General features: G+C 69.9%; 18 protein-coding genes. 10 read left to right on the top strand and 8 right to left on the bottom strand.

Annotated features, from left to right (window positions below; genetic code table 11):
* Nucleotides 1-12 precede the first annotated feature (12 nt).
* From mftR to OG746_RS43520, 3 genes are all read right to left on the bottom strand, one after another.
* A complete protein-coding gene (mftR, locus tag OG746_RS43530; protein ID WP_266724857.1) occupies nucleotides 13-636 on the bottom strand; it encodes a mycofactocin system transcriptional regulator MftR in 624 nt (207 codons plus the stop codon).
* Between the two features lie 87 nt (nucleotides 637-723).
* Nucleotides 724-1,032, bottom strand: coding sequence for a DUF8827 family protein (locus OG746_RS43525; RefSeq protein WP_266724855.1), 309 nt, complete (start codon nucleotides 1,030-1,032; stop codon nucleotides 724-726).
* A 178-nt stretch (nucleotides 1,033-1,210) separates the two neighbouring features.
* Entirely contained in the window at nucleotides 1,211-1,570 is a 360-nt protein-coding gene (locus tag OG746_RS43520; RefSeq protein ID WP_266724853.1) for a hypothetical protein, read from the bottom strand.
* Nucleotides 1,571-1,947: 377 nt separating this feature from the next.
* Here OG746_RS43520 and OG746_RS43515 point away from each other — a divergent pair, with 377 nt between their 5' ends.
* From OG746_RS43515 to OG746_RS43480, 8 genes are all read left to right on the top strand, one after another.
* A complete protein-coding gene (locus OG746_RS43515) occupies nucleotides 1,948-2,862 on the top strand; it encodes a hypothetical protein (protein ID WP_266724851.1) in 915 nt (304 codons plus the stop codon).
* A gap of 3 nt (nucleotides 2,863-2,865) precedes the next feature.
* Entirely contained in the window at nucleotides 2,866-3,219 is a 354-nt protein-coding gene (locus OG746_RS43510; RefSeq protein ID WP_266724849.1) for a hypothetical protein, read from the top strand.
* 94 nt (nucleotides 3,220-3,313) lie between these two features.
* Nucleotides 3,314-5,521 (top strand): YfgM family protein, encoded by a 2,208-nt coding sequence (locus OG746_RS43505; RefSeq protein WP_266724847.1) that lies wholly within the window; start codon nucleotides 3,314-3,316, stop codon nucleotides 5,519-5,521.
* Nucleotides 5,522-5,605: 84 nt separating this feature from the next.
* Entirely contained in the window at nucleotides 5,606-5,821 is a 216-nt protein-coding gene (locus tag OG746_RS43500; RefSeq protein WP_266724845.1) for a hypothetical protein, read from the top strand.
* A 13-nt stretch (nucleotides 5,822-5,834) separates the two neighbouring features.
* Nucleotides 5,835-6,617: an SDR family NAD(P)-dependent oxidoreductase gene (locus OG746_RS43495; RefSeq protein WP_266724843.1), complete on the top strand. Its 783-nt coding sequence runs from the start codon at nucleotides 5,835-5,837 to the stop codon at nucleotides 6,615-6,617.
* Between the two features lie 43 nt (nucleotides 6,618-6,660).
* A complete protein-coding gene (locus tag OG746_RS43490; protein ID WP_266724841.1) occupies nucleotides 6,661-7,509 on the top strand; it encodes a phosphotransferase enzyme family protein in 849 nt (282 codons plus the stop codon).
* Entirely contained in the window at nucleotides 7,506-8,237 is a 732-nt protein-coding gene (locus OG746_RS43485; RefSeq protein WP_266724839.1) for a phosphotransferase, read from the top strand. Before OG746_RS43490 ends, OG746_RS43485 begins: the two co-directional genes overlap by 4 nt.
* Nucleotides 8,238-8,370: 133 nt before the next feature.
* Nucleotides 8,371-9,525, top strand: coding sequence for an LLM class flavin-dependent oxidoreductase (locus OG746_RS43480; protein ID WP_266724837.1), 1,155 nt, complete (start codon nucleotides 8,371-8,373; stop codon nucleotides 9,523-9,525).
* 41 nt (nucleotides 9,526-9,566) lie between these two features.
* Here the strand turns inward: OG746_RS43480 and OG746_RS43475 are convergent, their stop codons facing one another.
* The 3 genes from OG746_RS43475 to OG746_RS43465 form a co-directional block, all read right to left on the bottom strand.
* On the bottom strand, nucleotides 9,567-10,445 hold the full coding sequence (locus OG746_RS43475) for an IclR family transcriptional regulator (protein WP_266724836.1): 879 nt from the start codon (nucleotides 10,443-10,445) through the stop codon (nucleotides 9,567-9,569).
* A gap of 92 nt (nucleotides 10,446-10,537) precedes the next feature.
* Nucleotides 10,538-11,422: a Sir2 family NAD-dependent protein deacetylase gene (locus OG746_RS43470; RefSeq protein WP_266724835.1), complete on the bottom strand. Its 885-nt coding sequence runs from the start codon at nucleotides 11,420-11,422 to the stop codon at nucleotides 10,538-10,540.
* 152 nt (nucleotides 11,423-11,574) lie between these two features.
* A complete protein-coding gene (locus OG746_RS43465; protein ID WP_266724833.1) occupies nucleotides 11,575-12,522 on the bottom strand; it encodes an SDR family oxidoreductase in 948 nt (315 codons plus the stop codon).
* A gap of 129 nt (nucleotides 12,523-12,651) precedes the next feature.
* Between OG746_RS43465 and OG746_RS43460 the strand changes: the two genes are divergently transcribed.
* Both OG746_RS43460 and OG746_RS43455 read left to right on the top strand, forming a co-directional pair.
* Nucleotides 12,652-13,491: a helix-turn-helix transcriptional regulator gene (locus tag OG746_RS43460; RefSeq protein ID WP_266724831.1), complete on the top strand. Its 840-nt coding sequence runs from the start codon at nucleotides 12,652-12,654 to the stop codon at nucleotides 13,489-13,491.
* Nucleotides 13,492-13,743: 252 nt separating this feature from the next.
* A complete protein-coding gene (locus OG746_RS43455; protein WP_266724829.1) occupies nucleotides 13,744-14,220 on the top strand; it encodes a phosphotransferase in 477 nt (158 codons plus the stop codon).
* 48 nt (nucleotides 14,221-14,268) lie between these two features.
* Here OG746_RS43455 and OG746_RS43450 read toward each other — a convergent pair whose 3' ends face one another.
* Nucleotides 14,269-15,009, bottom strand: a complete 741-nt coding sequence (locus OG746_RS43450; protein WP_266724827.1) for an IclR family transcriptional regulator — start codon at nucleotides 15,007-15,009, stop codon at nucleotides 14,269-14,271.
* A 101-nt stretch (nucleotides 15,010-15,110) separates the two neighbouring features.
* A complete protein-coding gene (locus OG746_RS43445) occupies nucleotides 15,111-16,040 on the bottom strand; it encodes a dihydrodipicolinate synthase family protein (protein WP_266724825.1) in 930 nt (309 codons plus the stop codon).

Raw genomic sequence — 16,040 nt, 5'->3', positions numbered from 1 at the left:
CGACCACGCGGCTCAAGCCCCGCCGAGCCCGTCCTCGAGGCGCCGGATCGCCGTGTCGAGCAGCTCGCTCAACTCCGCGTCCGGCACCGCGAGCCAGTGCTCGTACGCCGTGACCGCCGCGGCCAGGAGCGTGTGACCGAAGAGCCGAGGAATCGCGTCGGACGCGGCGAGACCGAGGCGCCGGGCCGCGAAGTCCGTCACGATCGCGCGCCATGACCTGTACCGCAGAGTGGCGTCGGCCTGGAGGGTGGGCACGGTCAGGATCAGCTGCATGCGCTGCCGGTGCCAGGGCACGACGGTGGCGTCGAACCGGTTGAAGTCTACGACGGCCACGCGCAGCGCCGTCATGATCGGAACACTCGGACCGGTGGCGTTCAACAGATCGCGGAACCCGACGAGTTGCTGTTCGAAGTCGCCCCACACCAGGTCGTTCTTCGACGCGAAGTAGCGGAAGAAGGTCCGCCGCGCGATGCCCGCCGCGGCCGCGATGTCATCGACGGTCGTCGCGTCGAAGCCCTGCCGGGCGAAGAGTTCGAAGCCGATCCGTTCGAGGTCGGGCCGGGTCGTGGCACGCGGGCGGCCGCCCTTGGGCGCACGGACGACCGGTTCGACCGTGCTGCTCGTCGGCGACTCCACATCCACTCCTTCGTATAGGGTCCCGGCCCGCGTGCGAGGAGGCAGTGGACGCGTGCAACTGAACCGCCACCACTGCCCCGACGGCCGTCAGACCGCCATGCCGTACACGATGGTGAAGACGGTGCCGAGCGAGCCGATGATGAACACTCCGGTGAGCCCGGCGATGATCAGGCCTTTGCCTTGTTCGGCGCTGAACGTGTCGCGCAGCGCGGTCGCACCGATCCGCTGCTTCGCGGCGCCCCAGATCGCGACGCCGAGGCAGAGCAGGATCGCGACGGCCATGACGACCTGGATCATCGTCTTCGCCTCGCTGCCCAGGGCGCCGAACGGGCCCCAGTCGGGGGCGATGCCCCCGATGATCGTGGTGATGTCGCCCTTCTCGGCGGCGAGCAGCATGTCGAATCCTCCGTGGGGTGCTTGCGGTCACCCACCCGCTGGCGGGCAGGTCCTGCTCCCCATGGTGTCCTCCATGGTGCGATTTCGGGGCCTGTTCCACGCTACGACGCCAAGCCGGCCGGGTGCGGTCCCCGGGTATCACAGCACGTGGATCGCGCGGGCGACGAGTGCGCTGCCGCTACCCAGTTGGTCGCTGCAGCGGGCGATGGTGCCGCTGCCTTCGCACACGCCGCGTCATGACCAGACCCGGGATGCCGAGGGCCAGCAGGACCGGGATCGCGGCGGCGATCCCGAACCAGAGGAAGAGGGCGAGATAGCCGTAGGAAGCGTTGCCCCCGTCCGCATCCGCCTTGGTCAGGAACACGAGGCTGACCACGAACGCCACCACCATGAGGCCCGCCAGGACGATCGCCAGCCAGAGAAGGACACCGGCCCACCGCCGGTAACCGACGCCGAGCTGCGGGACTTGGGGAGGCCCGTACCCGCTGGGCGGGCCGGGCACCGGTGCCGGGTGATGAGACGGCCACTGATCGGACATGGGCCCAGTTCTACTGTGCGCGTTCCCGAAATACCACCCGCACCGGACGGGCCCCGATCACGGTCCAGCGGGTGCGCAGGCGCATGCCGGCGGCCCGCCACCCGGTCCAGTGGAATGCTCTTCTTCCGGACATCCGGTCGCGATAGGGAACATGGCGTATTGATCCGCTGCAAGTGCCGTAGCTGTTGGCCGAATGACCCCGGCAGTCCTTTGGTCGGCGTTGACGCTTGCTGCGACGCGAGATATACCCCTAGTCATTCCCACCCGAACAGCACGATGATCGGCTTCCCACCGAGCCAGGGAGCCCGGCGGGAACTCGACACAAGCAGGTGTCATTGCCCTGCAACCAGTGTCGCGAAAAAACGGGGGACGGATACATGCTGCGCATCACGGCCGACATATTCTCTGGCCGACCCAATCCGGTGGCCGACGTCACCGACGAGAGCGAAGTACAGGCGCTGCTCCGCGAGGTGGACGGCAACAGGAACCTGTTCATCAGTGACCCGCCCGCCACGGGCGAGCTCGGAGTACGAGGATTCTCGATCGAACCGCTCAACGACGAGATCGGAAGCGATTTCGGCGCCGAACCGAGGCTGTACCTGCCCGTCGGGCCGCAGGCACGCGGTGGCCGTGCGGCCGAGATCGGCGAGCGGCTCGTGACGTTGATGGAGCGCGGGCAGGCCGCCGCGTCCCGTGAACCCGCACAGCCGCTGGACTCGACCCTGCGCGAGTACCTGATCCCGCAGCTGTCGTCCGCCACCCGGCTCAGCGTCATGGACGCGGCCACGACGACGGAGGCGGAGCCCGGTCCTGAAGAGACAACTCCGGCAGCCACCTGCACCATTGAGCTCGGAGCGTTCAACCCGGGATTCTGGAACAACGACTCCACCGTCCGGCTCAACAACAATTGCTACAACTACGCGAGCAACTGGCGGACCAATACGTTCGCCCAGCCGGGCCGTGGTTGCGGCAGCATGTACAAAGCCATCAGCACTGCCGAAATGACGCGTGCGTCCCTGTGCGACGGAATGCACCACCGGTTCAACTGCTTCCCGGACACCGAAAAGCCGCGCTACTTGGTCGCGTTGGTCATCGCACCCGGAATCGACTTCCACTGGTACCGCAAGCAGAAGGAAGGGTTCTGGGGCCACAAGCCCGGCGGCACGGCCGCCCGGAACACGGACAACAGCAACAACGTCATATTCAACCCGGAGACCGCCAACCGAGGTCCGTACACGGTATTTTGCGGCTACTTCTACGGCTGTAATTCGCAACGCCAAAGGATCAGGTAGCGGGTGGACGTCGAGATCGATCTCTACAGCGGGCGGCGCAATCCGGTGTTCGGCCTCCCGCCGGACACCGGGGACGCTCTGGTGGCCCGGATCGCCGCCCTGCCACCGGCTCCTCCCGGGGCCGCGCCGCTTCAGGACCTCGGTTACCGAGGGTTTCGTATCAGTGGCGGCGGCCCGGCGGCCGAGTTCACCGAGATCGTGGTGTCCGGTGGTGTGGTCGTCGTCCGGGACCGCGGCGGCACGGAGCGGCTGCTCCACGATGAGGGGCGCTCGGTGGAACGCTCGCTGGCCGACCTCGCCGCCACCCGTGTGCATCCGGACGACATGGTGCTGCTGCGCCGGGAGTTGAACGGCTGACCGGCGCCGCGGCGCCCGGACCACAACCCGGACCACGCCCACCGGCCCCACTGCATTTCCAGCATTTCCCAGGCAGAACGAAGGACTTGACGTCATGTCATCACAGAGCGGGGACCCGACAACCGGATCGGCCGACTTCTTCGAATCGAGCGGCCAGGAGCAGGAAGTAGGCGCGGAACAGGCCGCCACGGAACCCACCATGACCAGCGGCGCCGAAGAACTGCCGACGTCGGCACAGCACGACACCTCGGAAACACAGGAGGGCGCGACGGCCGCCGTCGCCCGGTACCGCCCGGCAAGTGGCCGGTACCGCAGCAGCGGCGGCGGCTTCCAGCTCGAACTGCGCGTCGACGTCGACAGCACGCGCAGCGGTTCCAAGGTTCTGCGCAGGGTCAGCGGCGACTTCTTCACCACGACCGGTGGTACGACCGCGTACTTCGGGTCGTTCACCGTGCACGGTCCGACCGTCACGTGGTCGGCGACGCAGGTCGTGATCAAGGGGCTCGGCAGCTACACCTGGCAGGCCGGGGCCCCGGTCGTGCGGGTCACCATCCCGCGGCGCCTGGTCGGGCAGCCGCCGGCCGCCGCCACCGTGCAGTTCTTCACGGTGGCCGGCCAAGCAGGCGCGAGCTACCTGTGCCCGTACATCTCCCCGTACTTCCGCGCCCTCACGTGGGAACAGGACTCGGTGACCGGCAAGATACCGTTCCTCGCCTACAACACCGGTTCGCTGCCGCGGCCACCGGGCAGTCCCGCCCGCTCGCTGAGCGTTCCCGGGGCGTACGCCGAGGCCGGTATCCAGCTCCTGGTGTCGGGCGCCGCGAATGTCGTCGCCGACAGCCCCTCGGGCTGGAGCGACTCCGAGCTGCACGGCGCCATGCAGACCAACTTCAGCCAGTGGCGGAACGTCCCGCAGTGGAAGGCGTGGCTCTTCGTGGCCGGCGCCTACGAGGGCCTGGCGGGCGTGCGCGGCATCATGTTCGACGCCGCCGACTCCTTCCAGCGGCAGGGCTGCGCGGTCTTCTACGACCTGATCAAGGGCGCCGACCCCGAGACGCAGCGCGCCCAGCTCCGTACGTACGTGCACGAGCTCGGGCACTCCTTCAACCTGCTGCACTCCTGGCAGAAGAACCTGGCCCGGCCGCCGGCCCCGCTCGGCCCCAAGGGCGGCTTCGGCGATCTGTCGTGGATGAACTATCCGCAGAACTACCAGTCCTCGTCCGGCCCGACCGGGACCGCCGCGTACTGGAGCGACTTCCCGTTCCAGTTCACCGACAACGAGCTGATCCATCTGCGGCACGGCTACTACCGCAACGTCATCATGGGCGCCAACGCGTTCGCGACCGGCGCCGCCGACATCGAGCCCGAACTCTTCGACGAACCGCTCGCCGACGAATCGGGCCTCCGTCTCGGTCTGCGGGGCGCCAAGAGTGGCTTCGCGTTCGGTGAACCGGTCGTCGTGGAGCTGAAGTTGGAGACGACCGACCTGCGCGGCCGCTCCACCCACGGTCACCTCCACCCGGACGACGAGCTCGTCAACATCGCCATCCGGCAGCCCTCCGGCCGCACCGTCCTGTACCGACCGCTGCGGCTGCGGTGCGTCGACCAGGACGAGACCGTGCGCCTGGACACCAACCGCCCGGCGATCTACTCCAGCGCCTACATCGGCTACGGCGGCGACGGGCACTACTTCCAGCAGCCGGGCACCTACCAGTTGCGCGCCTCCTACCAGGCCTCCGACGGCTCACGGATCGTCTCGCCGGTGCTGCGCCTCGTCGTACGCCACCCGGTCACCGCCGCCGACTCCGAGCTCGCCGAGCTGATGATGGGCGAGGAGCAGGGCAAACTGCTCGTGCTGCGCGGCTCCGACTCACCGTCGCTGCGCGCCGGCAACGAGGCGCTCCAAGAGGTCATCGAGCGGCACGCCAACCACCCCTTCGCGGTGTACGCGCGGCTTACGAAGGGGCTCAACGCGGAGCACGAGTTCAAGAGCCTGAAGGCCGACAAGACCGGCCTCACGGTACGTGCTCCGGACACCAAGTCCGCGATCGAGCAACTCACTCCGGTCGTGAAGGCCTCCCAGCAGGGCAAGGGCGTGGACAACCTCACCCTGAACCTGGCGACCCGCAGGCTGGCGCGCGCGTATGCCCGCCAGGGCGATGTGGAGGAGGCCGGCACGATCCTCGACCGCATGGTGCGGCACTTCGACACCTCGGCGTTCAACCCGCATGTCGTGGAGGCGGTTCGCGCGCAGGCCGACTCCACCAAGGCCAAGCTGATCTCGGACTTCGGTCCTTCCTGAGCCACCAGCGCGGGCCGCTCACGGTTGTCGTCCACCCGTGAGCGGCCCGCGCACCGCTGTGGGACAGAACAGAAGGAACCCGTCGTGCTCGATCTCGTGCTGTACGGGCCCGAGGATCCGCTCGTCGGGCCGCTGCGGTCGCAGGATCTACGGCGACTTGCGCCGGGTGAATCCTTCGACCCCACGACTGGAGCGGGCTGCGCGTGGTCCGGGCCCTTCAACTCTTCGGCGGTTACGGCTATATACGCGAGTACCAGCGAGGCCATGAAGGTGCTCATCGCGAAGTCGCTGAACCTGTGAGGGAGTTGACGAGTTGACGGACGACAACCAGGACTTCGGTGGCCGCAAGGGCGCCGCACTCGTCGCGGGCGGCACCGGCGGCATCGGCGCGGCCACCGTGCGCACGCTGGCACGGCGCGGCAGCGCGGTGCTGTTCACCTACCGCTCGAACGACAAGTCCGCCGAGGCCCTCACCGCCGAACTCCGCGCGGAGGGCGCCCAGGTGGAGTCCGTCCGGGCGGACCTGACGGACGAGGACGAGGCCGCTTCGGCGATCCGCTCGGCGGTGGACCGGTTCGGCGCACTGCACACGCTCGTCTACGCGGCGGGCCCGCACGTCCCGATGGTGCACCTGAGCAAGGTCCCACCGTCCCAGTACCGCCACCAGCTGCACGCCGACACCCTGGCCTTCTACAACCTGATCCACCCGGCGCTCGACGCCCTCCGCGCGTCCGCCGGCAGCGTCGTCGCGGTCACCACCGCGGCCACCCACCGCTACCCCGTCCGCGACGGCCTCTCCTCGGGCACGAAGGGCGCGGTGGAGGCGGTGGTCCGCGCCCTCGCGTCCGAGGAGGGCCGCTACGGGGTGCGCTTCAACTGCGTGGGCCCCGGCATGCTCACGGACGGCATCGCCGCCCGCCTCATCGAGAACGGCGAACTCGACGACGCCGCCCTCCAGGTGACCCGCCGCAACATCCCCCTGCGCCGCTTCGGCACCGCGCAGGACATCGCGGAGGCGGTGACCTTCCTGGCCTCGGACCGCGCCGGATTCATCACGGGCCAGCACCTGTCGGTGGACGGCGGCTACACCGTCTGAAACCGGGATGCGCCACCCCACACGCCGACCGCATACTCTCCGCATGCGATCTTCTGAGGCCTCCCGCGCGGTGGGCGCCGCCAGGGCCGTCGCGGCGTCACTGGCGCTGGACGTCGACGACATGACGGTGCTGCACGACTCGAACAAGCTCACCCTGCGGCTGCTGCCGTGTGACGTGCTGGCCCGGGTCGCGCCGGTCGACGATCAGATCGCGGAGTTCGAGGTCGAGCTGGCGCAGAAGCTTGCCGAAGCCGGGTGTCCTGTGGCCGCGCTCGACCCACGGGTGGAGCCGCGTACGTACGAGCGGGACGGGTTCGTCGTCACGTTGTGGACCTATTACGAGTCCGCGGCACCGCGCGACGTGGCGCCCGTCGACTATGCCCACGCGCTCGCGCGGCTGCATGCCGGCATGCGCAAGGTCGATGCCGGGACTCCGCACTTCACGGATCGCGTCGCGCACGCGGAGCGGCTGCTGGCGGACCACGAACGCACCCCGGACCTCGCCGACGCGGACCGGAAGCTGCTCGTCGAAACGCTGCGAAGCGCGGTGCGGGCGATCAGCGGGCGCGGTGGCGGCGAGCAGCTGCTGCACGGGGAGCCGCACCCCGGCAACGTGCTCGCCACCCTGCACGGGCCGGTCTTCATCGACCTGGAGACCTGTTGCCGGGGGCCCGTCGAGCTCGATCTCGCCCATGCGCCCGAGGACGTCGCCGCGCACTACCCGGGTGTGGATGAGGAGTTGCTGCGGGCGTGCCGGCTGCTTGTTCTGGCTGTCGTCACGACCTGGCGTTGGGATCGGTACGACCAGTATCCGGGCGGACGCGCAATGGGTCTGGAGTGGCTCGGCCGGATCCGCGCACCCTCGCGCGGTGCGGGCATGCTGGGGCGATGACCGAATCCCCCTTGCCCGGAGGCTTCATCAATGCCGTCGTACGTGTCGGGGACACCGTGCGCCGCCCCGCGTCCCCGGAGTTCACACGTGACCTGTTGAGATGGTTCGAGGTACGGGGCTGGGGCGGAGCTCCCCGGCATCACGGCTCCGACGACGAGGGCCGTGATGTCCTCGAATTTCTTGACGGCCACGTCGCGTGGGAGCCACGACAGCCGGCGGCCGTCTCCTCCGACGAGAGCCTGGCCGCACTGGCCCGGTTGGTGCGCGCGTTCCACGACCTCACGGCCGGTACCGAGTTGGCCGGCGCCGAGGAGGTCGTGTGTCATAACGATCTGTCGCCCAAGAACACGGTCTACCGGCCGGTCGGCGGCGCGCTGAGGCCGGTGGCGTTCATCGACTGGGATCTCGCGGCGCCCGGCAGGCGGATCCACGACGTGGCCCACGTGTGCTGGCAGTACCTCGGCATCGGCCCTTCGGTGACCGACACCGAGGACGCGGCCCGGCGCATGCGGCTGATCGCCGACACCTACGGACTGACCGACCGGAGCGAACTCGTGGCGACGGTGCTGTGGTGGCAGGACCGTTGCTGGCGCGGCATCCAGGCGGGGGCCGACAGCCGCGATGCCGCCATGATGCGCCTGCGCGACATCGGGGTGGTCGACGAGGTACGCGGGGCGTACGAGTGGGTCCGTGAGCGACGGACCGTATTGGAGCGGGCGTGGGACTGACACGCTCACTGGCCTCTCGGAGCCAACAGGTCGTCGCTTATTGACAGTTGACGCGTACGGTCTGACACTCGTGGCGTCCGCGAAGACAGTTTCGTTATAGCGAAACTCCGCAGGTGGCACCGGGAGTGATTCGATGAAGCTCGATCTGCTCTACGAGTTCCAGCCGAAGATCGGCCCCTCGGCCGAGCCGTTCCCGCTCGGGCAGAAGCGGGCCGAGCAGCAGACGTACGCCGAGGCGATCGAAGAGATCAAGTTCGCCGACCGGCTCGGCTTCCAGACCGCGTGGGTGGTCGAGCACCACTTCCGCAAAGGCCGGTCCGCGTCCCCGTCCAACGAGACCATCCTCGGGGCGCTGTCCCAGGCCACCGAGAACATCCGGCTCGGCTTCGGCGTGGTCCTGCTCCCCTCCGGGTTCCAGCATCCGGTGCGCGTCGCCGAGAAGGTCGCCACCGTCGACGTGCTCAGCGGCGGCCGGGTGGAGTGGGGCTCCGGCCGCTCGACACCCAACGAGCAGCTCGCGTTCAACGTCCCGGCCGACGACCGCTCCCGCGCCATGTGGCGGGAGGCCTTCGAGTTCGTCATCGCCGCGTGGACGAACGAGAAGCTGAAGTGGAAGTCCGAGACGATCGACTTCCCCGAACGCTTCATCACCCCGCGCCCCTTCCAGGACCCGCATCCGCCGGCGTGGCTCGCCGCCGCCAGCTCCCAGTCCGCCCACAACGCAGGGAAGTTGGGCCTCGGACTGCTGTCGTTCGCGCTGATGCAGCCGGTGGAGAAGATGGCCGAGCAGATCGCCGTGTACCGCGCGGGCCAGGCCGAGTGCGTCGAGCCACTGCCCCGGGCCACCAACGACCGGGTCGGCGCCTACACCCTGGTGCACTGCACGGACGACCCCGAGGAGGCCGCACGCTACGGGCTGTGGGAGTCGGTGAAGTGGTGGTACCAGAATCTCGCCGAGTTCACCCTCGAATGGGAGCTGGCGCATCTGCCCGAGGAGGAGAAGGAGCAGGCGTTCCCGCTGCTGCAACCCACCATGCGGGGTGACATCGACCTCGCGAAGTACACGGAGCAGGACATGATCATCGTAGGGACGCCGGAGCAGTGCCTGGAGAAGATCCTGAGGTATGAACAGGCCGGTGTCGACCAGCTGTTGTGCTACACGCAGTTCGGCACGCTGCCGCACGAGAAGGTGATGCGCAGCCTCGAACTCCTTGGCACCCGGGTCATCCCGGAGCTGGAGCGGCGGGGCCACCGGGTCGACTACGAGGCCCTCTTCGGCGGCGCGTGATCGCCTGCCGCGTCGGGCGGGGTACGTGACCGGCCCCCGTGTCAGGCGGGGAACCGGCCACGCGTCTGCTTGGTGACGACGGTGGCGCACGCCTTGACGGCTTCGGCGACGCGGACGACCTCCGTGCCGCCGAGACCGGGCGAGAAACCGGAGGCCGTGATCGCGATGATCACCCGTCCGTCGGCGTCGAAGACCGGAGCCGACGCCATGCCGAGGTCGTACTCCCGCTCGGGGTCGACCACTGGCAGGTCGTAGTCGTTGTCGAACGACGCCGTCCACGTCCAGGTGTCCCGGTCCCGGTCCCGCTGCCGCCCCCGATCGGCCCGCGCCCCGCCGGGCACCGACGCACCGGCCACCGACGGCGCGAGGCCGAGCGCGTACCCCCGGCCCCGTACCGCCGAGAGCGCGAGCTCGACCCGGTCGCGATCCACCGCCTTCGGGGCGCGCGCCAGCCACGACTCCACCTCGGGAGAAGGCGCCCACGCCATGAACACGAGGCCGAGCGGCGGCACGAGCGGCACCCGCTCCCCCTCCCGGAAGCCGGGCCCGTACCGCGAACCCGTACCGCCCACGGTGACCGACACGATCTCGGTGGGTGTGCCCGCGCTCACCACCACGTCCGCTTCGAGCTCGGCGGCGAGCGGTCCGATGCGCTCGGTGGCGGCCCGGATCGCGGGATGCTGCTCAAGTGCCGCCATTCCCGCGCTCACCAGGGCGGGGCCAAGGCCGTAGGTCCGCCGGGCCGGATGCCGGGTCAGATAGCCGCTCTCCTCCAGAACGGCGAGGACCGCGTGGGCGGAGCCGAGGCTGCTCCCGGTGCGCCGGGCGATGTCGGAGATCGTGAACTGTTCGCCGCGGTGCGACACCAACAGGTCGATGATCTTCAGCGCCTTCGCGGCGGCGGGTGCCGGTCGCGCCATCACGTCCTCCTTCGGAGATCAGTGCGGGCAGCCGTCAACGTACCTCACCTGTAAGGGATTTCGTCCTGCCGAAGAATGTTTCACGGGGTGGCTCAGACCCCCGCCACCACGTCCCGCAGCGCCTGCCCCAACGGCAGCTCCACCCGCACACCCCAGCGGTCGCCGCGGGTGGGCTGGTTGTTGACGATCAGGACCGGTGTTCCGGCGTCCGCGGCCTGGCGTACGAAGCGGAGGCCGGACATGACGGTCAGCGAGGAGCCCAGGACGAGGAGCGAGCTGGACCCGGCGACGAGCTCCCGGCAGGCGGTGACCCGCTCGGGCGGAACGTTCTCGCCGAAGAAGACGACGTCCGGCTTGAGCACCCCGACGCCACAGGCCGCGCACGGCACCACCCGGAAGTCGCGCACGGCCTCGTCGGGGAGGTCCACGTCGCCGTCCGGGTTGACCCGCGCGGACCGGTGCCGCTCGGCCTCGGCCTCGAAGTGCGGATTGGCCTCACGCAGTCGCCGGTCGACTTCCTCGCGGGTGGTGAAGGCGCGGCAGTGCAGGCAGAGCACCCGGCTCAGGCTGCCGTGCAGTTCGATGACATCGGGAGCGCCGGCGGCCTGCTGCAGTCCGTCGACGTTCTGCGTGATCACGCCGGTGACCAGGCCCGCCTCGGCCAGCTCGGCCACGGCGAGGTGTCCGGCGTTGGGCCGGGCCCGGATCATGGCCCGCCAGCCCAGCTGACTGCGCGCCCAGTACCGCTGCCGGGCCTGCTCACTGCCGGTGAATTCCTGGTACGTCATGGGGGTGTGCTGCCGCAGCGAACCGTGCTCCCCGCGGTAGTCCGGGATGCCCGACTCGGTGGAGAGCCCGGCCCCGCTCAGCACGACGACCCCTCCCGCGCGCACGGCCTCGACGACGGGTGCCAGGTCGGTGGTGGCGGGTGGCAGGTCGCCGGACGGTTCCCAGGTCAGAGTCGGTCGGGTACGCATGCGGGCCAGCTTACGTACGCGCCCGCCGGCATGCCGCCCAATCCCGTGGCTCGCACAGCGCCGGCGGCCCCGGACTTGAGCAGGCCTCCCCTACTCGCCGCAGCAAAGGGGCACTCCCCGTGGGGCAGGGTCCACTCCCCGTAGGGCAGGGTCTACTCCCCGTGGGGAAAGGTCACCTTCGTGAGCTCTTCGGAGACCTGCCACACGCGCTCCGCCTCCTCCGTTCCGCCAAGGCGCGAGTAGAGCTTCTGCTCCGCGGGCGGGCCGCCCAGGTGCCCGATTCCGCGCGGCCCGTAGAACCGACCGCGTTCGGCGCCGGGGGAGGTGGCGGCGTACAGGGCCGGGAGCTGCGCGCTGTGGACCGTCCCGACGACGATGCCGCGGGCGGACAGCGCCCGGATCAGGCGTACGCCCATGGTTTCCTTGGCGCGGCCGACCTCGGGGCGCGCGGCGAGCAGGTTCGTCGGGGCGATGCCGGGGTGGGAGAGGTTGCTGGTGATGCCCCAGCCGTGGGCCCGGCTGCGCCGGTCGAGTTCGAGGCCGAAGAGACCGAACGCGATCTTCGACTGGCTGTAGGCCTTCATACCGTCGTAGGAGCGTTCCCAGTTGAGGTCGTCCCAGTTGATGGCGCCCTGGTTGGCCGCGACGCTGACCTGTGACGTCACCCGTGCGCGGCCGGCGCGCAGCAGCGGCAGCAGGTGGGCGACCAGGGCGAAGTGGCCGAGGTGGTTGGTGCCGAACTGCAGCTCGAAACCGTCGGCGGTCGTCTGTCGGTCGGGCGGGGTCATGACGCCGGCGTTGTTGATGAGCAGGTGGATCGGCCGGTCCTGCGCCCGCAGGGTTTCGCCGAGGGCCGCGACGGAGCCGAGCGAGGACAGGTCGAGCTCGCCGAGCGACACGTTCGCGTGCGGCGCCTTCTCTCGAATCCTGGCGAGTGCGGCCTCGCCCTTGCGCGGATTGCGTACGGGCAGGAGCACTTCGGCCCCGGCCGCGGCGAGCCTCGTGGCGAGGCCGAGCCCGATGCCGTCGCTCGCTCCGGTGACAACGGCGCGCTTGCCGGACAGGTCGGGGACGGTGATGTCGATGGGTTTGCGTGGCATGCCCAGAGCTTCGACCGGCGCCGCGGCGACAGCAACCCGTGAAGGGGGGATCGACAATCCGTGGTTACCGCGGCGCGCGGACGGTAGAAAGGAACGTCAGGACAGCCGCGCACAGCGATGGAGGCACGGGTGATCGATCGGACCGGCCTCGCGGAGTTCCTCCGGCGCCGCCGGGAGTCGCTGCAACCCGAGGACGTGGGCCTCCCCCGTGGGCGACGCCGCAGGACGGCCGGTCTGCGCCGGGAGGAAGTGGCCGCGCTGTGCCACATGTCGACCGACTACTACGCGCGGCTGGAACGTGAACGCGGCCCCCACCCGTCGGAGCAGATGATCGCCTCCATCGCGCAGGGGCTCCACCTCTCCCTCGACGAGCGCGACCATCTCTTCCGGCTCGCCGGACACACCCCACCGCCGCGCGGCGCGGACAACGCGCACATCGGCCCCGGCCTGCTGCGCATCCTCGACCGCCTCCACGACACCCCCGCGGAGATCGTCACCGAGCTCGGCGAGACACTGCGCCAGACCCCGCTCGGCATCGCCCTGACCGGCGACCAGACCATCCACACCGGTCCCGCTCGAAGCATCGGCTACCGCTGGTTCACCGACCCCGCCACGCGCCGGCTCTACGCCCCCGAGGACCACGCCTTCCTCACCCGCATGTTCGTCTCGGGCCTGCGGGGCGTGGCGACACTCCGGGGGCCCGGTTCCCGCGCGGCCCACTACGCCGACCTGCTGCTCGCGCAGAGCGAGGAGTTCCGTCGGGTGTGGGAGGCCCACGAGGTCGGCATCCGCCCCCACGAGGTGAAGCACTTCGTCCACCCCGAGGTCGGCGCACTGGAACTGACGTGCCAGACGCTCGTCGACCCCGGCCAGTCGCATCTGCTCCTCGTCTACACGGCCGTCCCCGGCAGCGAGAGCCACGAGAAGCTGCAGCTGCTGTCCGTCATAGGAGCGCAGGCGCTGCACTGAGACGGCGGCCGAACCAACCACGCACTCCTCACCCCACCATGGCCGATGATCGGCACATGCGTCCGCTGAAGCACGGCTACACCAACCGCACTCTCACCAACGACACGACCGTGGAGAAGACCTACGACGGTCCCGACGCCGAACTGAGACTGCACCGCGAACGCACACTTCTCCCCCACCTCCGGGACCAGTTGCCCGTGCCACCGGTGCTCGGCGCGACCGCGACCACCCTGAAGCTCGGATTCCTGGCCGGTGTGCCGGGCCAGGACCTGCTGGACGCCGGGGCACGCCGCGAAAGTCCTGACGAGCTGCGGCAAGCTGCTGCGCCGGATCCACGAACTCTCGCCGCCCGTACCCGCTTTGGGCGCACGCAGAGCGGACGAGGTCTTCGTACACGGCGACTTCGGCCCCAACAACCTGCTCCTCGACCCCGACACCTTCGAGGTCACAGCAGTGGTCGACTGGGAGTTCGCCCACTTCGGGGCTCCGGTGGAGGACCTGGCCTGGTGCGAGTGGATCGTACGAACGCACCACCCCGCGCACCGCGACGCGCTCTCCCACTTCTTCCGCTCCTACGGCAACGAGACACCGCCCTGGCCGGTGCGCCGGGCGGCCATGCTGGCCAGGTGCGAGGAACTGCGCCGGTTCTGCGAACGGTGGGAGGCGGGCGGCCTGGGTGCGCGGCAGTGGCGGGAGCGGGCTGCCGCGACGGCCGGGTGGGAGGAGTGATCCAGCGCCCGGCCCATCAGTGCGAGTAGCGATCCAGCGCGCAGCCCCTCAGTGCAAATACCCGAGCGCCGACGACACCTGGTCCGCGTACTCGATGGCCCTGCCCGCGAGTTCGCGTTCCCGGGTTGCCAGGTCGAGCGCCGACAGGGAGCCGGAGACCGACAGGGCGGCCACGATGTCGCCGGAGCGGTCGCGGACCGGGACCGCGAGACAGGCGCGCCCGAGTGCCAGCTCCTCCACTTCCGTCGCGTAGCCGCGGCCGCGTACCTCGTCGAGGTCCTTGAGGAGGCTCTTGCGGGTGGTGAGGGTGTGCGCGGTGTACGAGGAGTACTCGGGGCCGATCAGCGCCTCGACCTCGTCGCCCTTCAGGCCGGACAGGAGCACCTTGCCCATGGCGGTGGCGTGCAGAGGGGCGAGTCGGCCGGTGAGCGTGAAGGAGCGCTGGGTGCGCGGTCCTTCGAAGTGGCAGAGGTAGAACATCTGGTCGCCCTGGCGCTCCGCGACGTTCGCGCCGAGGCCGGTCTCGTGCGCGAAGTTCTGCGCGACCTGGCGAGAGGCGCGGAACACCGGGGACTGGTTGAGGGCGATCCCGGCGAGGCCGACGAGGCGGGGGCCGAGCCGGTGCAGGCCGGTGCGTTCGTCGCGGGCCAAGTAGCCGAGCGATTCGAGCGCGCCGACCAGGCGGGAGACCGTCGACTGGCCGAGTCCCGAGAGTTCGACGAGTTCCGCGATCCGGCGCTCGGGCTGCTCCTCGGTGAAGTAGGTGAGCAGCGAGAGGGCGCGTTCCACGCTCTGGGTCCCGATCCCAGCGGCACGAGATGTAGCATCCATATCGTGGATGCTACATCCTCGCGTGTCGATCGACCCCGGAATCCGCAGGGTGATCCGGTCTAGCGGGCGGCGGAGGCTGCCGGCACGAAGGCATCCCGGGGCGCCCACGCGATGTCCTCGAGGACTTCCTCGAGCGCCCGGCGCGTGACCGCGTCCAAGGGCGCCGCGGGCAGCCGGACCCGCGCGGACGCGATCACCCCGCGGCGCACCAGGACCTCCTTGTGGACCGCCCAGGCCTGCCCCGCGCGCACACCGAGGTGGACGAGCGGCCGGACGTTCGCGAACAGGGTCCGCGCCCGGCTCCGGTCACCCCGGTCCAAGGCGTCGAGGACGTCGCGCAACACGTCGGAGAACTCGCAGGCCGGCATGGTGCCGACCGCACCGTTCGCGTGTTCGTCGAGGAGGTACTGGGCGTTCTGGCCGCCCAGTACGGCGAAGTCGGAGCCGGTCGCGGCCGTGACGGCGGCCACCTTGGCCGGGGGCGAGGGCACTTCCACCTTCACCGACGTGATGTGGGGTTCGGCTGCCAGGGAGACGATCTGCTCGACGCTCATCGACACCCCGGTCACCCCCGGCGCGTCCTGGAGCATGAGGGAGGCGTCGGTCGCGGCGGCCACCTCGGCGAAGAACTCGACGACCTGCGCCGGGGAGGGCTTGGTCAGGAACGGGGGCAGGACCATGAGGTGGTCGGCGCCGCCGTCGACCGCCCGCAGCGCGAGCTCGCGCGAGGTGACGGTGCTCGTTCCGTTGACGCCGGCGACCAGCGGCAGTTCCGGTCCGGCCACGGCGCGGACCTCGCGCAGGATCGTGGCGCGTTCGGTCTCCGTGAGGGCGAAGCCCTCGCTGGCCATGCCGAAGACGGCGAGACCGTCGACACCGCAGGCGAGTTCGAACTCGACCAGCGAGCGCAGCGAGGGCACGTCCAGCTCTCCGCTGTCGGTGAAGGGGGTGGCGAGGATCGGCATCAGACCTCGGGGCAGTGCGGGCAC

This window comes from Streptomyces sp. NBC_01016 (genome assembly GCF_026341035.1).
Taxonomy (GTDB): Bacteria; Actinomycetota; Actinomycetes; order Streptomycetales; family Streptomycetaceae; genus Streptomyces.
This window is presented reverse-complemented; position numbering and strand designations above follow the sequence as displayed.

Excerpts from the sequence above, each read along its gene's own strand:
- OG746_RS43525 (WP_266724855.1), bottom strand. The coding sequence starts at position 1,032 with ATGCTGCTCGCCGCCGAGAAGGGCGACATCACCACGATCATCGGGGGC.
- OG746_RS43490 (WP_266724841.1), top strand. The coding sequence starts at position 6,661 with ATGCGATCTTCTGAGGCCTCCCGCGCGGTGGGCGCCGCCAGGGCCGTC.
- OG746_RS43485 (WP_266724839.1), top strand. The coding sequence starts at position 7,506 with ATGACCGAATCCCCCTTGCCCGGAGGCTTCATCAATGCCGTCGTACGT.
- OG746_RS43520 (WP_266724853.1), bottom strand. The coding sequence starts at position 1,570 with ATGTCCGATCAGTGGCCGTCTCATCACCCGGCACCGGTGCCCGGCCCG.
- OG746_RS43470 (WP_266724835.1), bottom strand. The coding sequence starts at position 11,422 with ATGCGTACCCGACCGACTCTGACCTGGGAACCGTCCGGCGACCTGCCA.
- OG746_RS43480 (WP_266724837.1), top strand. The coding sequence starts at position 8,371 with ATGAAGCTCGATCTGCTCTACGAGTTCCAGCCGAAGATCGGCCCCTCG.
- OG746_RS43515 (WP_266724851.1), top strand. The coding sequence starts at position 1,948 with ATGCTGCGCATCACGGCCGACATATTCTCTGGCCGACCCAATCCGGTG.
- OG746_RS43505 (WP_266724847.1), top strand. The coding sequence starts at position 3,314 with ATGTCATCACAGAGCGGGGACCCGACAACCGGATCGGCCGACTTCTTC.
- OG746_RS43475 (WP_266724836.1), bottom strand. The coding sequence starts at position 10,445 with ATGGCGCGACCGGCACCCGCCGCCGCGAAGGCGCTGAAGATCATCGAC.
- OG746_RS43465 (WP_266724833.1), bottom strand. The coding sequence starts at position 12,522 with ATGCCACGCAAACCCATCGACATCACCGTCCCCGACCTGTCCGGCAAG.